Genomic DNA, 16273 nt, shown 5'->3' with positions numbered 1-16273 from the left:
GAACGTGAGCACTCCTAACCCCGCCGCACCCGGCCGCGCCGCCACTTCCGCTGTGGACATCGATGTTCCCGAGCAGATGCGGATTCGCCGGGACAAGCGCGAACGGCTGCTCACCGAGGGTGGTGAGGCCTATCCGGTGGTGGTGCCACGCACCCACACCCTGGCCGAAATTCGTGCCGCCTACCCGGATCTGGAAGCCGACACCCAGACCGGTCTGCAGGCCGGTATCGCGGGTCGCGTCATTTTCGTTCGTAATACCGGCAAGCTGTGCTTCGCCACGCTGCAGGAAGGCGACGGCACCAAGTTGCAGGCGATGATCAGCCTCAACGGTGTCGGCGCCGACGCGCTGGCGGCGTGGAAGGCCGATGTCGACCTCGGTGACTTCGTGTTCGTGCACGGCGAGGTCATCTCCTCACGCACCGGCGAATTGAGCGTGATGGCCGATTCCTGGTCGATGGCGGCCAAGTCGCTGCGCCCGCTGCCGGTGGCGCACAAGGAGATGAACGAGGAGTCGCGCGTTCGTCAGCGCTATGTCGACCTGATCGTGCGCCCGGAGGCCAGGGAAATGGCCCGTACCCGCGTGAACGTGGTCCGTGCGCTGCGTAACGCGCTGGAGCGCCGCGGCTTCCTCGAGGTCGAGACCCCGATGCTGCAGACCATCCACGGTGGCGCCGCCGCGCGCCCGTTCGTCACCCGTTCCAATGCGCTCGACATGGACCTTTTCCTGCGCATCGCGCCGGAGCTGTTCCTCAAGCGTTGCGTGGTCGGTGGCCTGGAGAAGGTCTTCGAGATCAACCGGAACTTCCGCAACGAAGGCGCCGACTCGACCCATTCGCCCGAGTTCGCGATGCTGGAAACCTACGAGGCCTACGGCACCTATGACGACTCGGCGACGATGACCCGGGAATTGATCCAGGAAGTCGCGCACGAGGCATTCGGTACCCTTCTGGTGACGCTTGCCGACGGCACTGAATATGATCTCGGAGGCGAGTGGACCACCGTCGAGATGTATCCCTCGCTGTCGGAGTCGATCGGTGTCGAGGTCACTCCGGAAACCACTGTCGAGGAATTGCTCGCGCTCGCCGATCGGGTGGGTCTGGAAATTCCTTCGGACAAGGGCTACGGTCACGGGAAACTGGTCGAAGAACTTTGGGAACACGCGTATGGCGACAAGCTCTACGCGCCGACTTTCGTTCGTGACTTCCCGGTCGAGACTTCACCGCTGACCCGTCAGCATCGCAGCAAGCCCGGCGTCACCGAGAAGTGGGACCTCTATGTTCGCGGCTTCGAGTTGGCAACGGGCTATTCGGAACTGGTAGACCCGGTGATCCAGCGGGAACGCTTCGTCGACCAGGCCAGGCTGGCCGCGGCGGGCGATGACGAGGCCATGGTGCTCGATGAAGACTTCCTCGCCGCGATGGAACACGGTATGCCGCCGACCACCGGAACCGGTATGGGAATCGACCGCTTGTTGATGGCACTCACGGGTTCCGGAATCCGGGAAACGATCCTGTTCCCGATTGTGCGACCCACTAGTCGCTGACCAGTGAATTCACGGGGTGAAGACCCCGTGTTGGAAATTTCGCATTTCGGGGTATTCTTGCCTCGGGTATTCGGCCTGGAGGCAGGCTTGACGATTTCGAGAGGACGTTCATCTCATGGCAAAGAAGGTCACCGTTAGCCTGATCGACGATGTCGACGGTGAGTCCATCGCGGACGAGACCATCGAGTTCGCTATCGATGGGGTGTCGTACGAGATCGATCTGTCGGACGCAAATGCGGCGCGCCTGCGCGAGGGCCTGGACGAGTGGGTCGCCAACGCCCGCCGTGTGAGTGGCCGTCGTCGGGTGAAGGCTGCCGGTGCACCCGCGCCGCAGGGCAAGAGCCGCGTTTCCATGGACCGCGAACAGAGCGCCGCAATTCGCGAATGGGCACGCCGCAAGGGTCACAAGGTCTCCGCCCGCGGTCGTATCTCGGCGGAAATCACCGAGGCATACAACAAAGAGGTCGGCAAGAGCTGATTTTTTGGCGGCGCGGGCGCCGCGTGTTCGCGGCCCCGCCGGTCCCGTCGTTGAGGCACCGTTGCTTGCTCCTTCGTCGCCTACGCAACGGCGCCTCAACGACGGGACGGCCGCGAACGGCAGGCTGCGCCTGCCTGCCCCTCCTCGAGGTCGGGGCGTGCGGGGTTGCGTCAGTGGGGAAAACGAGGGAACGAAGGGCTCGGGTTGTGCCGGGTGCGGGGAACAAGGGGCCCGGGTTGTCCCGGGTGTGGGGTCTCGGGACGTAGACTGATGGCCGTGCACAAGGTGTTTCGAGTATCCGGCGGTGTCGCGCAGTGAGTTCCTTCCTGCGGTATACCGACGACACCGGTAAGCAGCATGAATTGGCCCTGGAGGCCGGGCAGCAGCGTGTCACCATCGGGCGCAATGTGCAGGCCGACCTGGTGCTCGCGTGGGATGCCGAGGTTTCCCGGCTGCACGCGGCGGTCGAACATCTCGGTGCGCACTGGACCATCATCGATGACGGGCTGTCGCGCAACGGCACCTTCGTCAATGGCGAGCGGCTGGTCGGGCGGCGCCGGCTGAGTCCCGGCGACCGGATCCGGGTCGGGACCACGCTCGTGCACTTCTTCGATTTCGGCGGTGTGGTGGATGACGCGACGCATACCGCGTCCGGGTCCATCCCCACGATGCGCTCACTGACCGAGACCCAGCGCGCGGTGCTGGTCGCGCTGTGCCGTCCGTACAAACACGGCACCGGATTCGCGACGCCCGCGTCGAACCAGCAGATCGCCGAAGAATTGTTCCTCTCGATCGACGCCATCAAAACCCACTTGCGCGCCTTGTTCGCGAAGTTCGGGGTGGAAAATCTGCCGCAGAACCAGAAGCGCACCCGATTGGCCGCGCTGGCGATGCAGAGCGGCCTGATCTCCGACCACGATTTGTGAGTGCGACGTTCGCGTAGGCCGGTGAGCGTCTGAACTATGTCGCGGATCCGGTCTGGGCGGTTGACTTACTCGTATCACCGGAGCGCGGGATCGAAGCTCCGGACCACGAGTCAGGAGACATCGCATGTTCGCAGTTCGGATGGCCACCATGGTGCTGGCCCTGCTCAGTACCGGACTCATCGCCGGCGTGTTCTACGCCTACGCGATCTCGGTGATGCCCGCTCTGGCCCGCACCGACGACCGCACGCTGATCGACGTGATGCAGAAGATCAACGTCGTGATCATCAACCCCTGGTTCATGTTCGGCTTCATGGGCACGGTCGGTTTCACCGCGCTGGCGGCCGCGCTGCACCTCGGCAAGGAACAGCGCTCGACGCTGATCTGGATCGGAATCGCGTTGGCGCTCAACGTGATCGCGTTCGCGGTCACCGCCGGACTGAACGTGCCGCTCAACGACGCGCTCGCCGCGGCGGGTGATCCGGCGTCGATCGCCGACACCGCTGCTGTCCGTGCGGATTTCGAGGCGACCTGGGTTCGCTGGAATATCGTCCGCGCGGTGCTGCACAGTGCCGCGTTCCTGGTGCTGTGTGGCGCGCTGTTCGCCGCGGGCGTGCAGCAGGGTAAGTCAGGTTCGGCCACCGACGTGGCCGCGGCACCGGTGGCGATGGTTTACGGCCGGTAGTGCCACGCGATCACTAGAACGTGTTCCATGATGAGTGGAACACGTTCTAGTGAGGAGTCGTTCATGCGACGTTGTTCGCTTCTGGTGCTGGCCGCGGCCCTGTTCGCCTGCCTGCCCGCCACCGCGTCGGCCCAGCCCCTCCCGGTCGACTACAACTTCTTCGCGGGCATTCCGCCGGAGCTCACCAACCCGGGCGGCTCGCTACCCGGCGCGAACGATCCGGCCTGCGTCCCCTCGCCCGAGCATCCCGACCCGGTGGTCCTGCTGCACGGCACCGGTGGCGGAGGGCAGACGAACTGGGGTGTGTACGCCCCGCTGCTGGCCAATGAGGGCTATTGCGTCTTCAGCCTCACCTACGGCGCCTACGGCCTCCCGTGGCCGATCTCGGCGATCGGCGGCATGCGTCCCATCGAGCAGAGCGCCGCCGAGGTTTCCGCCTTCGTCGACGGTGTGCTGGCCCGCACCGGTGCCGCGCGGGTAGACCTGGTCGCCCATTCGCAGGGCAATATCGTCGGCAACTACTACATCAAGCGGCTGGGTGGCGGGAACAAGGTCGGCAAGCTCGTCGGGATCGCGCCGCCCTGGCTCGGCACCAATGTGCTCGCGGCGGGCGATATCGCCCACTTCAGCAGGGCACTCGGTGCCGGGCCCGCGTTCGACGCGGTCAGCTCGTCGCTGTGCCAGGCATGTGGGCAGATGCTCACCGGCGCCGCCTTCCTGGCGGCTCTCAACGCGGACGGCGTGTACGACCCGCGCGTCACCTACACCAATATTGTCGCCGGCCTCGACGAGATAGTCGTCCCGCACACATCGGGCCTGGTCCCCGGCCCGAACGCCACCTCGATCGTGGTGCAGGACGGGTGCGCGCAGGACTACTCCGAGCACCTGGCCATCGCGGGCAGTCCGCGCGCGGCAGGCCATGTCCTCAACGCCCTCGATCCCGCCCGGCAGGCCGCGGTTCCGTGCGAATTCGTCCCACCCTTCACCGGTTGAGCCGCGCGGCGCGATTTCGCTGTAGGCAAAACTGAGGTGGAAACGAATGCTGCGACGTGCGCGTTGTCAGTGAGTGACCATGTTGTCGCCGGTCCCCAATAGGGTGGACCGGCGGCGGCGGAATCCCCTGCCAACTAGAGTGGATGGCGGGGGCCGCAACCCCCGGGCTTCATGGCAGGCTGACGGCGAGAGTTGTCGGTCCGACGCCCTAGGTTGTATCGAGCATACTGCGGCGTCTGTTGCCAGAATGTCGGAGCAGGAGAGTGAGGGAGCGATGTTCGAGAGGTTCACCGACCGCGCGAGGCGTGTCGTTGTCCTGGCCCAAGAAGAGGCCCGGATGCTCAACCACAACTACATCGGCACCGAGCACATCCTGCTTGGGTTGATCCACGAGGGCGAGGGCGTGGCGGCGAAGTCGCTGGAGTCCCTTGGCATCTCGCTGGAGGGTGTGCGTAGCCAGGTCGAGGAGATCATCGGGCAGGGCCAGCAGGCGCCGTCCGGTCACATCCCCTTCACCCCGCGTGCCAAGAAGGTGCTGGAGCTGAGCCTGCGCGAAGCGCTGCAGCTCGGCCACAACTACATCGGTACCGAGCACATTCTGCTCGGCCTCATCCGCGAGGGCGAGGGCGTCGCGGCCCAGGTGCTGGTCAAGCTCGGCGCCGACCTCAACCGTGTCCGTCAGCAGGTCATCCAGCTGCTGTCCGGGTACCAGGGCAAGGAGCCCGTCGAGGGCGCCGGTCCGCGCGGCGAGGCGGGGACCCCGTCCACGTCGCTGGTGCTCGACCAGTTCGGTCGCAACCTCACTCAAGCGGCCCTCGAAGGCAAGCTCGATCCCGTCATCGGGCGCTCGAAGGAAATCGAGCGCGTGATGCAGGTGCTCTCGCGCCGCACCAAGAACAACCCGGTGCTGATCGGCGAGCCCGGTGTCGGTAAGACCGCGGTCGTCGAGGGCCTCGCACAGGCCATCGTCAACGGCGAGGTCCCCGAGACCCTCAAGGACAAGCAGCTCTACACCCTCGACCTGGGCTCCCTGGTCGCGGGCAGCCGTTACCGCGGTGACTTCGAAGAGCGCCTCAAGAAGGTGCTCAAGGAGATCAACACCCGCGGCGACATCATCCTGTTCATCGACGAGCTGCACACGCTCGTCGGCGCGGGTGCTGCCGAAGGCGCCATCGACGCGGCCTCGATCCTGAAGCCGAAGCTGGCCCGTGGCGAGCTGCAGACCATCGGTGCCACCACCCTCGACGAGTACCGCAAGTACATCGAGAAGGACGCCGCCCTGGAACGCCGTTTCCAGCCGGTGCAGGTGGGCGAGCCGACCGTCGAGCACACCATCAACATCCTCAAGGGTCTGCGCGACCGCTACGAGGCGCACCACCGGGTCTCCATCACCGACAGCGCGCTCGTCGCCGCCGCCACCCTGGCCGACCGCTACATCAACGACCGGTTCCTGCCGGACAAGGCGATCGACCTGATCGACGAAGCGGGCGCGCGCATGCGCATCCGCCGGATGACCGCTCCGCCGGACCTGCGCGACTTCGACGACAAGATCGCCGATGCTCGCCGGGAGAAGGAAAGCGCTATCGACGCGCAGGACTTCGAGAAGGCCGCGCGTCTGCGCGACAAGGAGAAGCAGCTCGTCGCCAAGCGTGCCGAGCGCGAGAAGCAGTGGCGTTCCGGTGATCTGGACGTCGTGGCCGAGGTCGACGACGAGCAGATCGCGGAGGTGCTGGCCAACTGGACCGGCATCCCCGTCTTCAAGCTCACCGAGGAGGAGACCACCCGTCTGCTCCGGATGGAAGACGAGCTGCACAAGCGGATCATCGGCCAGGAGGATGCCGTCAAGGCCGTCTCCAAGGCGATCCGCCGCACTCGCGCCGGTCTGAAGGACCCCAAGCGTCCGTCGGGCTCGTTCATCTTCGCCGGCCCCTCGGGTGTCGGTAAGACCGAGCTCGCCAAGTCGCTGGCGAACTTCCTGTTCGGCGACGACGACGCGCTCATCCAGATCGACATGGGCGAGTTCCACGACCGCTTCACCGCTTCTCGTCTGTTCGGTGCCCCTCCCGGGTACGTGGGCTACGAGGAGGGCGGCCAGCTCACCGAGAAGGTGCGCCGCAAGCCGTTCTCGGTGGTGCTGTTCGACGAGATCGAGAAGGCGCACCAGGAGATCTACAACACGCTCCTGCAGGTGCTCGAGGACGGCCGTCTCACCGACGGTCAGGGTCGTACGGTCGACTTCAAGAACACCGTGCTGATCTTCACCTCGAACCTGGGCACCTCCGACATCTCGAAGGCTGTCGGCCTGGGCTTCACCCAGTCGAGCGCCGAGGGCTCGAACTACGAGCGGATGAAGCTCAAGGTCAACGACGAGCTGAAGAAGCACTTCCGCCCCGAGTTCCTCAACCGCATCGACGACGTGATCGTCTTCCACCAGCTCACGAGCGAACAGATCGTGATGATGGTGGACCTGATGATCGCCCGCGTCTCGGTGCAGCTGAAGAACAAGGACATGGCGATGGAGCTGACCGATCAGGCCAAGAGCCTGCTCGCCAAGCGTGGCTTCGATCCGGTTCTCGGCGCTCGTCCGCTGCGTCGCACGATCCAGCGCGAGATCGAGGACCAGCTCTCGGAGAAGATCCTCTTCGGCGAGATCGGCGCGGGCCAGACCATTCTGGTCGACGTCGAAGGCTGGAACGGCGAGGGTCTCGGCGAGGACGCCAAGTTCACCTTCGAAGGCAAGACGAAGCTGACCAAGACGTCCGCGACCGACGACAAGCCCGAGGTGGTTCTCACCGGCGCAGCCGAGGGCACCGCGCCCGAGGCCGCCGCCTCCGGCGAGTAGCAGTAACCAGCTGAACCGAAAGCCCGCCCCCTGTATCAGGGGGCGGGCTTTTCGCGTCGCGGATCGTCTACCGATGTGCGCGTTCGAGAACCGGGGCGAAGGCGGTGGCCAGCTCGCCCGGGACGATCAGCTCGTCGATTCCGTAACGCTCGCTGCGGGACTCGAGGATTTCCACAGCGGCCTGTGGATCGCTGGGGAGAAGTCCGGCGGCTCCCGCGGCGCGGAGTTTGTCGGGGGTGTGGCCGAGGCGGGTGCTCAGCCAGATGGGGAGCTGGTCGCCGATGCCGACCAGTTGGAGGGTGAATCGGACCTCGCGGTCGGTGTGGGCGGTGACGGTGCCGACCATTTCGGCGAGGTCGTCTTCGGTCGCGTCCGGTGCCGCCGCCAGCAGAATGCGGTCGGCGTATTCCGCCGCGGTGGTGAGCATTCGAGGCCCGCTCGCCGCGATGACCACCGGTGGCGACGGGTCGACCTGGGCGCGCACCGAGGTGATGGTATCGATCAGCTGGTTTCGTCGTTCGCCCGCCGAACCCCATGGCATGCCGAGCCTTTCGGCCTCCGCTCGTGCGTCCGGTCTGCCGGTGCCGATCCCCAGTTCGAATCGGCCGTCCGAGAGCAGTTGCAGTGCGGCCGTTTCCCGAACAGTCGCAGCGGCGGAGCGGAAGGGTGCGGCCAGGACATTGGGCCGCAATCGCACGGTCTCCGTCACGGCGGCGGCCGCTGCCAGGGCGAGGAGCGGGGACGGCGTGTACAGCGTGTCCGGCAGCATCAGCGTGCCGTATCCCTGCGCCTGCGCCCCGGTCACCGCCTGTGTCCACTCCGCCCCGGACCGCGGCACGAGCACGATTCCGAAACGCATCGCTACTTCCTCCCGCGCGGTTCGCTCAATACCGCGAGCCTGCCGCGATATTCGTCCTCGGTGATCTCGCCGCGAGCGAAACCTTCGCGCAGCGCGCCCACCGCGCCGCCGCGTCCCGCGCACCGTCGGCGGGCGAAGAACACCAGTGCGATCACGGTGATCCAAAAGATCACCGGGAAGATCCAGAAGAACGGCCATGGATGCCACCCTCCGTCGTAGTGGTCGGCCAGCAGGGTCAGCGTCGTCGCGCTGTCGACAATGTTCATGTCTCAACCCTGCTCGCCCGAACGACCGACGACATCGGCCGCGAGACCCGATCCGGCGTACGTCACCGCGCGTACGACCCGTCGACCGGTACCGTGCAGGGCATCGGAGTTCCACCAGGAGGGGTGCACAGTGACGCAGACCGATGGTGCGCACAGCCTCGATGATGTGCTGGCCGGTGTGCAGTGGCGCTTCGCCGGGCGCGACGAGTTCGCGCTGGCAGCGGGCCAGTGGGAGTTCATGACCGAGCCGAGCGCGCTGGTGGTGCTGGACGGGCTGGTCCGGGTCGAAGGGCTCAGCAAGACAGAAGATCTGGCGAGTGGGGACTTCCTGTTCGTGCCCGGCACGGACCGATTCGCGATCAACGCGCTGTCGGACGGCCGGGTGCTCCGGGTGCGCCTGGAACCTGTCGGGACCGGCAGTGCCATGACAGCGCTGCCACAACGGCTGCTGCTGACCGGTTTCGTCGACCACACGCCTCTGGCCGCGACCATGTTTCGCCATCTGGTCGAACAGTGCCCTGACCCGTTCGGCGTCCAAGGCGATCGGGTGGCCACCTTGCTCACGTCGATGGCGATCGAGTCCTGGCATGCCCGTGGTTGCGCGCCGCCACGGTGGCTGCTGAAGGTGAACGAGCCCGGGGTGGCGCAGGCCGTGGCCGCGATGCACGCCGACCCCGGGCAGGAGTGGACCGTCGAGGGGCTGGCGAAGATCGCGCTGGCCTCGCGGTCCGGGTTCGCCGCCCGTTTTCAGGCGGCGACCGGCCTCACGCCGGGCCGGTACCTGACGAAACTGCGGATCGAGCGGGCACAACTGCTGTTGGTCGACCACGCTGTGCCGGTCGGCACGGTGGCCCGCCGGCTCGGCTACCGCTCGGAGACGGCGTTCGGGCGGGCGTTCCGGCGGCAGACGGGCCGCACGCCGTCGCAGTGGCGTCGGGCGGCCCGGACATCGACTGATGTCAGTGCCCCGCTCGGGTGAGTGAGCGTCGGATCAGTACTCCGCCGAGGACCGCGGCGACGGCACCGAGCGCGTAGGTCGGGGCCAGGCCGATGCTGTCCACCCCGCGGCCGCCGATCGCCGAGCCGAGGATGATCGCCAGCTGGAAACCGGCGACGATCAGTCCGCTGCCCGCTTCCATGCGATCGGGCAGCACCCGCGAGACCCACACCTGAACGAGATTGAGAATGCCGCCGAACGCGGCGCCCCACACCACCACGGCCAGGTAGGCGAGTGGGGCGAACGCCGCGGAGGCGATGATCGCGAGCAGTGACAGGCCGACGGCTGCCGGCACCGCCACCAGCAGGGCGCCGAGGTGGCGGTCGGCGAGGGCGCCGAGGACGAAGTTGCCGAGCAGACCACCGACACCGAACAGGGCGAGCAGCACCGGGATCACCGCCGGGCCGGCACCGAGCAGTTCGGCCAGGGCCGGGCGGATGTAGGTGTATCCGGCGAAGTGCCCGCCGACGACGGCGACCATGCTGACCAGCCCGAGCGTTACGCCCGGGGACCGCAGGGCATTGCCGAGTGCGGTGAATCCGATGCCCTTGCTCGGCGCGATCGGCGGCAGCATCAGCCGCACGGCGACGGCGGTGGCGGCGGTCAGCGCGGCCGCGATCAGGAAGGTCGTCCGCCACCCGGCGTAGGTGCTCAGCAGCACACCGAGCGGCACACCGGCCACTGTCGCGACCGTGGTTCCCGCGTTCACGATCATCATCGCCTTGCCGAGCCGTTCGGCCGGGACGAGCTTCGCCGCGATCACCAGCGCCATCGACCAGTAGCCGCCGACAGCCAGACCGAGCAGCAGTCGCGCGATCAGCAACAACACGATGTTCGGCGCGAGGGCGACCACCACGTTCGACACCGCCGCGCCGACGGTCAGCCAGATCAGCAGGGTGCGCCGATCCAGGCGGGGGAACAGTGCGCCCGATCCGAGCGCGGCTACCAGCGCGGTCAGCGCCGTCGCGCTCACCGAGAGCCCGACCACGCCTTCCGGCACATTCAGATCGGTCGCCAGCGCGGTGAGTACACCGGGCGGTAGGAATTCGGCGGTCACCAGCGTGAAGCTGCCGAGGAACATGGTCAGCAGGGCGGGCCGGATTCGGCGATCGGTGCTCTGCACCGCCGCATCGGCCGTCGAAGTCGTTGTCATGCCAGGTGCAACATCGGCTGTCGGCCTCGCACTCGCCCGAAACGCCACCGCATCCGACTCAAACGCCGCGTTCCCCGACGAAGACTGGGGCACACCGGTTCCGACCGAGCGCCGGTTCGAAAGTGGGGTCGGCGGAGCGGTGGAATGTGAGCGCCGGCCCCATGCCCGGGACGCAGGCTTGGCGATACCTTGGCATCTTCTTTTCGCCGGTCAGACGGTCCTCTTTCGCGGCGTACGGTGGGAATTGCTGATCCGACCGACACGGGGGTGTTCGCACACATGACTGATTCCGACCGCACGCTGATCGCCGTTCTGCTCGACCGTTCGGGGTCGATGCAGACGATCAAGGCCGATACCGAAGGTGGGTTGGCCGCCTATTTCGAACAGCAGCGCAGTGTGCCGAAGACGATCGAGGTCACGCTCGCGCAGTTCGACACCACCTACGACGTGGTCTACGCGAATGTGCCGCTGGCTCAGGTGCCTGCGCCGAGTTTGCAGCCACGTGGTGGGACCGCGCTCTACGACGCGCTCGGCAAGCTCGTCACCAGCGTGGGCAGCGAGCTGGCCGGGCGCCCCGAACACGAGCGTCCCGGCACCGTGATCGTCGTGGTGCTCACCGACGGCCACGAGAATTCCAGCCGCGAATGGACCCACGCCGCGGTGAAGTCCCTCATCACCCAGCAGCAAGACGTGTACAACTGGACCTTCGTCTTCCTCGGCGCCAACATGGACGCCGTCGAAGTAGGCTCCAACCTCGGCTTCGACCCCGGCTCGGCCATCACCTACGCCCCGGTCGCGGGCGGCGTCCGAGGCGCCTTCGACGCCCTCTCCGCCTACTCGGCCCGAGCCCAAGCCGCCCCCGCGGGAGCAGCCCGCCGCGCCCGCTTCTCCGCCTCCGAACGCCGGCAAGCCGACCAGGGCAAGTAGTCCTACGCCGCGTCGACCTTCTCGAACCGAGCGACGAACCGAACCTCGAGCGCATACGCCAAACGTTCGAGCATGCCGATTGTCGGTGTCCCGCCCCCGGATTCGATCCGTGAGACCTCGGGTTGACGCAGCCCAGCCCGTTCGGCCAGCTGTGTCTGTGTCAGCCCGAGTTCCAGCCGCCGTTCGCGAATGGCTTCGGCCAGCTCGATCGCCAGAATCGCCTCGGCCCGCCCGGCCTCGTACTCGCCCGCGTCGAACCCGGGGCTGCTCATCCGTTCACGGCGCAGGTCGTCCATCGATGGGTGCTCAGTCATGATCGGTTACCTCCTGTCGAAATCTGTGTGGGCACAACCATGTTCCGATTCGCATACCTTGCGTAGTGCCTTGGCTCGCGCCACCTCGTCGGTCTCCCGCATGCGAGTCTTGCGGAAAACTGTCAGCAGCACGATGCGACGACCCGGAGCGAGCCAGTAGGTGATTCGCATTTCTCGCGGGTGAAGGTGAAAGCGGAGTTCACGTACCCCATCGCCAAGATTGCGCGACCACGGTTCGCTCAGGGTGGTTGCACGTTCGGCCAGCATGCCCACGCACACGTCTACCTGGCCGTACTCGCGTGTAGTCAGTGAGCGCAGCCATCGGGCTACCTCGGGTTCGAGTTCCACCAGGTAGCAATGGTGGCGCTACTGCCAGCCTGGGCGGACCAGGCCTGACTCGTAGGCGAGGACTACGAGCTGGGTGCGGTCGCGGGCGTCGAGTTTGGTGAGGATTCGGCTGACGTGGGTGCGGGCGGTGGCGGGGGACATGTAGAGGCGGGCGCCGATTTCGGCATTGGTGAGGCCTTCGGCCACCAGCGTCATCACCTCGCGTTCGCGGTCGGTGAGTTCGGCGAAGGCAGCGGGGGGTGGTTGTTTGGCGTGGGTGGAGAATTCGGCGAGGAGGCGGCGGGTGACGCCGGGGGAGAGGAGGGCGTCGCCCGCGGCCACCACGCGGACGGCGCGGAGCAGGTCGGCGGGTTCGGTGTGTTTGACCAGGAAGCCCGCGGCGCCCGCGCGGATCGCCTCGAAGACGTATTCGTCGAGTTCGAAGGTGGTGAGGACGACGACGCGGACCGGCGCGAGCTGGGGGTTGTCGGCGATCATGCGGGTGGCGGCGAGGCCGTCGAGGATCGGCATGCGGATGTCCATCAGCACTACGTCGGGGACGAGGGCTCGGGTCATCCGGACGGCTTGCTCGCCGTTTTCGGCCTCGCCGATGACTTCGATGTCGTCCTGGGCGTCCAGCAGTGCGACGAAACCACCGCGCACCAGCGCTTGATCGTCGGCGACGAGTAGCCGGATCTTGGCGGGTCCCGACCCGACCGGCGGCAGTTCGGTCATGCGCCCGCCTCCCTGCCCGGTGAATCCGACGATCGCGCGGACGCGGCCGAAGTCGCTGGGCGAGCGGGCAATCGGGCCGCCACCCGGAACCCGCCGGACGGTCGCGGCCCCGCGGTGAGCGCCCCGCCGAGCGCGTGCGCCCGCTCACGCATGCCGATGATCCCGTTGCCGCCGATGCCGGTTCGGACAGCGGTTCCGGTCGGCCGGGTGTTGTCGACGGTGATGTCGACCGATTCCGGGGTGTATCGCAGGGTGATCAGGGCGGTCGCGCCGGGCGCGTGGCGCACCACGTTGGTCAGCGATTCCTGCACGATTCTGGCCGCGGCCACATCGATCACGCTCGGCAGCTTCTTCGGCGTACCGATGATCTTGGTATCGACGTCGAGCCCGGTCGCGCGGGTGCGCTCGAGCAGTGTGTCGAGGTCGTCGAGGGTCGGTGCCGGCGCGCGCGGAGCGGGACGCGGCGGCGGGGGCGAATCATCCACGACGGGAGCGTGTTCCGGGTACTGCGGCACCACCGCCGCGCCACTGCGAATCGCGTGCAGCAGCGTGTGCACCTCGGTCAGCGCCTCTTTCGAGGTCGTCTTGATGGTCGCCAGCGCCGCGGCCGCTTGCTGCGGCTTGCGATCGAACAACTCCAGCGCCACCGACGACTGCACGTTGATCAGCGAAAGACTGTGTGCCAGCACATCGTGCAGTTCCCGAGCGATCGCCAACCGCTCCTCGGAGGCCGCCCTGGCCTGCTGAGCTTGCTCGTCGCGTTGTGCCGCCTCGGCCCGTTGTTCGCGCGCGAGCACCACCGCGCGCCGCTGCCGTACGCCTTCGGCGATCCCGACCAGCACGCCCATCCAGGCCAGCAGGCCGAATATCTGCCACGCGTCGGAGTGCCGCCCGAGCAGGGCGGGTAGTGGCCACACCATCGTCAGATACCCGATCGCGACCACCGGGTAGGTGCGCCATCGCGACCCGGTGACGGCGGCCGAGAGGAAGGCGATCACCAGCGACAGGAAGATCGGCCCATATCCGTAGTCGCGCAGGACATAGGTCACCGTGGCGATCAGCGACACCGCCAGCACCACTTCGGGCGCTACCCGCCGGAAACCGAGCGCCACCGGCCCGGCGAGCAGCAGCAGATACGCGAACGCGTCCAGTGACCGCACGCCGGTTTGATGCGAATTCGCACCGGAACTACCGGCCAGCTGGATCACCGCGACCACCACTGCCAGGCCCCAGTCCTGAACGACTGAGCCACGCTCCCACTTCGCAGACGCTCCCACGTGCCCAACCCTATTGTGTGCGCCCACCCGCCGCGTCGGCCTGCGCACGTATTTCCCGCGAGAAGCCGCGTAGGCCGCGCGGCGTAGCGCCGTGCACGCCGCGGGACGGATGTCCCGGCACCCCTCGAGCACGGATTCTGATTTGCATGAACGAATCGATCGTGGTCACCACCGAGTTGACCAAACGCTATGGCGAGCACCTCGCGGTGGACGGGGTGAGCATGCGGGTCGCGGCCGGGGAGATCTACGGATTCCTCGGGCCCAACGGCGCGGGCAAAACCACCACGTTGCGCCTGCTGGCCGGTCTCATCCGGCCCAGCGCGGGCACCGCGACCGTGCGGGGCCTGCCGCCGGGCGACCCGGAGGTGCTGCGCCGAATCGGTGTACTCATCGAGGGCCCCGGCTTCTACCCGTACCTCTCCGGCCGCGACAACCTGCGGGTATTGGCCCGCTATCGCGGCCATGGCGATGCCGAGGTCGAGAAGGCATTGCAACGCGTCGGCCTGGCCGACCGGGCAGGCGACCGTTTCCGGGCCTATTCGCTCGGCATGAAACAGCGTCTCGGCGTCGGCGCGGCCATGCTCGGCGACCCGGACCTGCTCATCCTCGACGAACCGACCAACGGCCTCGACCCGGGGGGCCTGGCCGAAATGCGCACGCTCATCACCGATCTCGCGGCCGACGGACACACTGTGCTGCTGTCGAGCCACCAGCTCGCCGAGGTGCAGGAGATCTGCCACCGGGTCGGCGTGATCTCCGGTGGCCGCCTGCTGGCGGAATCTACGGTGGCCGAATTGCGCGGCACCGCGACACTGCTGGTGCGCGCCGAGCCCGTGGACGTGGCTCTGGACGCCGTACGCGCCGTCACCGATGCCCCCGCCCGAGCGGGGACGGACGGCATCAGGGTCGACACGAGCGCCGCGCTGGCCCCTGAGGTCGCGCGAGCCGTCGTGACGGCAGGCGCGGACCTGCTCGAACTGCGGGTGGACGAGAAATCGCTGGAAGAAGTGTTCTTCGAGATGACGGCTGTGGAGGTAGCGAAATGAATGCCATGACAAGGGATCTCACCGCGAGCGTCCGTGCGGAAGCGCTACGCCTCGGCCGCTGGCCCGCCTTCTGGATCGTCCTCGGTACCTGGATCCTGCTCAACCTGACCTTCGCCTACCTCTTCAACTACCTCGCCTACACCTCGGGTGAAAACGGTGCGATGTCGGACGGGCTGCCTCGCGATGTTCTGCTCGGCCAGCTCATGCCCGCCGCTGTCCCCGAGGTGTTCACGCAGGGCATGTCGATGTTCGGCGGCGCGCTGGTGCTGATCCTCGGCGCTCTCGCGGTGGGCAGCGGATATGGCTGGGGCACATGGAAAACCGTGTTCACTCAGGGCCCGAGCCGAGCTGCGGCCGTGGCGGGACTGCTGTTGACGCTGCTGGCAGTGGTCCTCGCGCTTGTCCTGGCGGCCTTCGCCGTCGATGTCGGCATCGCCACCGTGATCGCGGTCGGCGAAGCCCAGCCGGTCACGATGCCCGCACTCGACGACTCATTGATCGGAATCGGCACCGGTACCGCGATTCTCGGCATGTGGACCCTCGCGGGGGCCCTCATCGGCGCCATTGCTCGCGGCCCCGCTCTCGCCGTCGGGCTCGGCCTGGTCTGGGTTTTGGTGGTGGAGAACCTGCTTCGCGGTGTGGCGGGGATCTTCGGCCCGATCGAAGCTGTCACCAACTTGCTCCCCGGCACGGCCGCGGGCTCGCTGGCCGGGGCGATGCGCACCGTGGAGGGACCGGCCAACCCCGGAGTTCTCGACATCCTCACCCGCGGTGAATCTTTCGCTCTGCTGGCCGTGTACGTGGTGGCCTTCGCCGGCGGCACCGTCTGGTTGATGACCCGCCGCGATCTCAGCTGACGCGCTGCGATCATCGAACCCGGCACCAGGGAGCGGCAGTCCGAAAACGGG

General features: G+C 67.2%; 17 protein-coding genes. 10 read left to right on the top strand and 7 right to left on the bottom strand.

Going from position 1 to position 16273, the window contains the following annotated elements:
* Nucleotides 1-76: 76 nt before the first annotated feature.
* The 6 genes from lysS to ACWF99_RS16260 all read left to right on the top strand — a co-directional run bounded on the left by lysS (nt 77) and on the right by ACWF99_RS16260 (nt 7464).
* A complete protein-coding gene (gene lysS / locus ACWF99_RS16285) occupies nt 77-1543 on the top strand; it encodes a lysine--tRNA ligase (RefSeq protein WP_378632439.1) in 1467 nt (488 codons plus the stop codon).
* 115 nt (nt 1544-1658) lie between these two features.
* Nucleotides 1659-2021 (top strand): histone-like nucleoid-structuring protein Lsr2, encoded by a 363-nt coding sequence (locus ACWF99_RS16280; RefSeq protein ID WP_067454241.1) that lies wholly within the window; start codon nt 1659-1661, stop codon nt 2019-2021.
* Nucleotides 2022-2335: 314 nt separating this feature from the next.
* Nucleotides 2336-2947 carry an FHA domain-containing protein gene (locus ACWF99_RS16275; protein ID WP_101464728.1) on the top strand — a complete coding sequence of 204 codons (612 nt, stop codon included), beginning with the start codon at nt 2336-2338 and terminating at the stop codon, nt 2945-2947.
* Nucleotides 2948-3071: 124 nt separating this feature from the next.
* Nucleotides 3072-3629, top strand: coding sequence for an anthrone oxygenase family protein (locus ACWF99_RS16270; RefSeq protein ID WP_378631529.1), 558 nt, complete (start codon nt 3072-3074; stop codon nt 3627-3629).
* Nucleotides 3630-3692: 63 nt separating this feature from the next.
* Nucleotides 3693-4622, top strand: coding sequence for an esterase/lipase family protein (locus tag ACWF99_RS16265; RefSeq protein WP_452536505.1), 930 nt, complete (start codon nt 3693-3695; stop codon nt 4620-4622).
* Between the two features lie 274 nt (nt 4623-4896).
* Nucleotides 4897-7464, top strand: coding sequence for an ATP-dependent Clp protease ATP-binding subunit (locus tag ACWF99_RS16260; RefSeq protein ID WP_378631531.1), 2568 nt, complete (start codon nt 4897-4899; stop codon nt 7462-7464).
* A gap of 67 nt (nt 7465-7531) precedes the next feature.
* Here ACWF99_RS16260 and ACWF99_RS16255 read toward each other — a convergent pair whose 3' ends face one another.
* Together ACWF99_RS16255 and ACWF99_RS16250 are read right to left on the bottom strand one after the other, a co-directional pair.
* Nucleotides 7532-8323 (bottom strand): LLM class flavin-dependent oxidoreductase, encoded by a 792-nt coding sequence (locus ACWF99_RS16255; RefSeq protein WP_452536503.1) that lies wholly within the window; start codon nt 8321-8323, stop codon nt 7532-7534.
* A 2-nt stretch (nt 8324-8325) separates the two neighbouring features.
* Complete coding sequence (locus ACWF99_RS16250; RefSeq protein WP_378631534.1) at nt 8326-8589, bottom strand: SHOCT domain-containing protein; 264 nt, start codon at nt 8587-8589, stop codon at nt 8326-8328.
* Nucleotides 8590-8719: 130 nt separating this feature from the next.
* Here ACWF99_RS16250 and ACWF99_RS16245 point away from each other — a divergent pair, with 130 nt between their 5' ends.
* Entirely contained in the window at nt 8720-9568 is an 849-nt protein-coding gene (locus tag ACWF99_RS16245) for a helix-turn-helix domain-containing protein (protein WP_378631535.1), read from the top strand.
* Here the strand turns inward: ACWF99_RS16245 and ACWF99_RS16240 are convergent.
* On the bottom strand, nt 9549-10739 hold the full coding sequence (locus ACWF99_RS16240) for an MFS transporter (protein WP_452536500.1): 1191 nt from the start codon (nt 10737-10739) through the stop codon (nt 9549-9551). The two genes, ACWF99_RS16245 and ACWF99_RS16240, sit on opposite strands and share 20 nt — an antisense overlap.
* 279 nt (nt 10740-11018) lie before the next feature.
* Between ACWF99_RS16240 and ACWF99_RS16235 the strand changes: the two genes are divergently transcribed.
* Entirely contained in the window at nt 11019-11666 is a 648-nt protein-coding gene (locus ACWF99_RS16235) for a vWA domain-containing protein (protein WP_378631539.1), read from the top strand.
* Between the two features lie 2 nt (nt 11667-11668).
* Here the strand turns inward: ACWF99_RS16235 and ACWF99_RS16230 are convergent, their stop codons facing one another.
* The 4 genes from ACWF99_RS16230 to ACWF99_RS16215 are packed head-to-tail and all read right to left on the bottom strand — an operon-like array spanning nt 11669 to nt 14319.
* A complete protein-coding gene (locus tag ACWF99_RS16230) occupies nt 11669-11980 on the bottom strand; it encodes a helix-turn-helix domain-containing protein (protein WP_378631540.1) in 312 nt (103 codons plus the stop codon).
* Nucleotides 11981-11986: 6 nt separating this feature from the next.
* Nucleotides 11987-12328 carry a type II toxin-antitoxin system RelE/ParE family toxin gene (locus tag ACWF99_RS16225; RefSeq protein ID WP_452536497.1) on the bottom strand — a complete coding sequence of 114 codons (342 nt, stop codon included), beginning with the start codon at nt 12326-12328 and terminating at the stop codon, nt 11987-11989.
* A gap of 18 nt (nt 12329-12346) precedes the next feature.
* Nucleotides 12347-13042: a response regulator transcription factor gene (locus ACWF99_RS16220; RefSeq protein WP_452536495.1), complete on the bottom strand. Its 696-nt coding sequence runs from the start codon at nt 13040-13042 to the stop codon at nt 12347-12349.
* Nucleotides 13039-14319: a sensor histidine kinase gene (locus ACWF99_RS16215; RefSeq protein WP_378631545.1), complete on the bottom strand. Its 1281-nt coding sequence runs from the start codon at nt 14317-14319 to the stop codon at nt 13039-13041. Before ACWF99_RS16215 ends, ACWF99_RS16220 begins: the two co-directional genes overlap by 4 nt.
* 146 nt (nt 14320-14465) lie before the next feature.
* Between ACWF99_RS16215 and ACWF99_RS16210 the strand changes: the two genes are divergently transcribed.
* Complete coding sequence (locus ACWF99_RS16210; RefSeq protein ID WP_452536493.1) at nt 14466-15365, top strand: ABC transporter ATP-binding protein; 900 nt, start codon at nt 14466-14468, stop codon at nt 15363-15365.
* Nucleotides 15362-16222 (top strand): ABC transporter permease, encoded by an 861-nt coding sequence (locus tag ACWF99_RS16205; protein ID WP_452536491.1) that lies wholly within the window; start codon nt 15362-15364, stop codon nt 16220-16222. The genes ACWF99_RS16210 and ACWF99_RS16205 overlap by 4 nt, the downstream gene beginning before the upstream one ends.
* Nucleotides 16223-16273: the final 51 nt, after the last annotated feature.

It is taken from the genome of Nocardia sp. NPDC055002 (assembly GCF_053608825.1).
Note: the sequence above shows the minus strand (reverse complement) of the source record. Positions and strands in the feature narration are given on the sequence as shown.

Excerpts from the sequence above, each read along its gene's own strand:
- lysS (WP_378632439.1), top strand. The coding sequence starts at position 77 with ATGCGGATTCGCCGGGACAAGCGCGAACGGCTGCTCACCGAGGGTGGT.
- ACWF99_RS16280 (WP_067454241.1), top strand. The coding sequence starts at position 1,659 with ATGGCAAAGAAGGTCACCGTTAGCCTGATCGACGATGTCGACGGTGAG.
- ACWF99_RS16270 (WP_378631529.1), top strand. The coding sequence starts at position 3,072 with ATGTTCGCAGTTCGGATGGCCACCATGGTGCTGGCCCTGCTCAGTACC.
- ACWF99_RS16265 (WP_452536505.1), top strand. The coding sequence starts at position 3,693 with ATGCGACGTTGTTCGCTTCTGGTGCTGGCCGCGGCCCTGTTCGCCTGC.
- ACWF99_RS16260 (WP_378631531.1), top strand. The coding sequence starts at position 4,897 with ATGTTCGAGAGGTTCACCGACCGCGCGAGGCGTGTCGTTGTCCTGGCC.
- ACWF99_RS16255 (WP_452536503.1), bottom strand. The coding sequence starts at position 8,323 with ATGCGTTTCGGAATCGTGCTCGTGCCGCGGTCCGGGGCGGAGTGGACA.
- ACWF99_RS16250 (WP_378631534.1), bottom strand. The coding sequence starts at position 8,589 with ATGAACATTGTCGACAGCGCGACGACGCTGACCCTGCTGGCCGACCAC.
- ACWF99_RS16240 (WP_452536500.1), bottom strand. The coding sequence starts at position 10,739 with ATGACAACGACTTCGACGGCCGATGCGGCGGTGCAGAGCACCGATCGC.
- ACWF99_RS16235 (WP_378631539.1), top strand. The coding sequence starts at position 11,019 with ATGACTGATTCCGACCGCACGCTGATCGCCGTTCTGCTCGACCGTTCG.
- ACWF99_RS16230 (WP_378631540.1), bottom strand. The coding sequence starts at position 11,980 with ATGACTGAGCACCCATCGATGGACGACCTGCGCCGTGAACGGATGAGC.
- ACWF99_RS16220 (WP_452536495.1), bottom strand. The coding sequence starts at position 13,042 with ATGACCGAACTGCCGCCGGTCGGGTCGGGACCCGCCAAGATCCGGCTA.
- ACWF99_RS16210 (WP_452536493.1), top strand. The coding sequence starts at position 14,466 with ATGAACGAATCGATCGTGGTCACCACCGAGTTGACCAAACGCTATGGC.
- ACWF99_RS16205 (WP_452536491.1), top strand. The coding sequence starts at position 15,362 with ATGAATGCCATGACAAGGGATCTCACCGCGAGCGTCCGTGCGGAAGCG.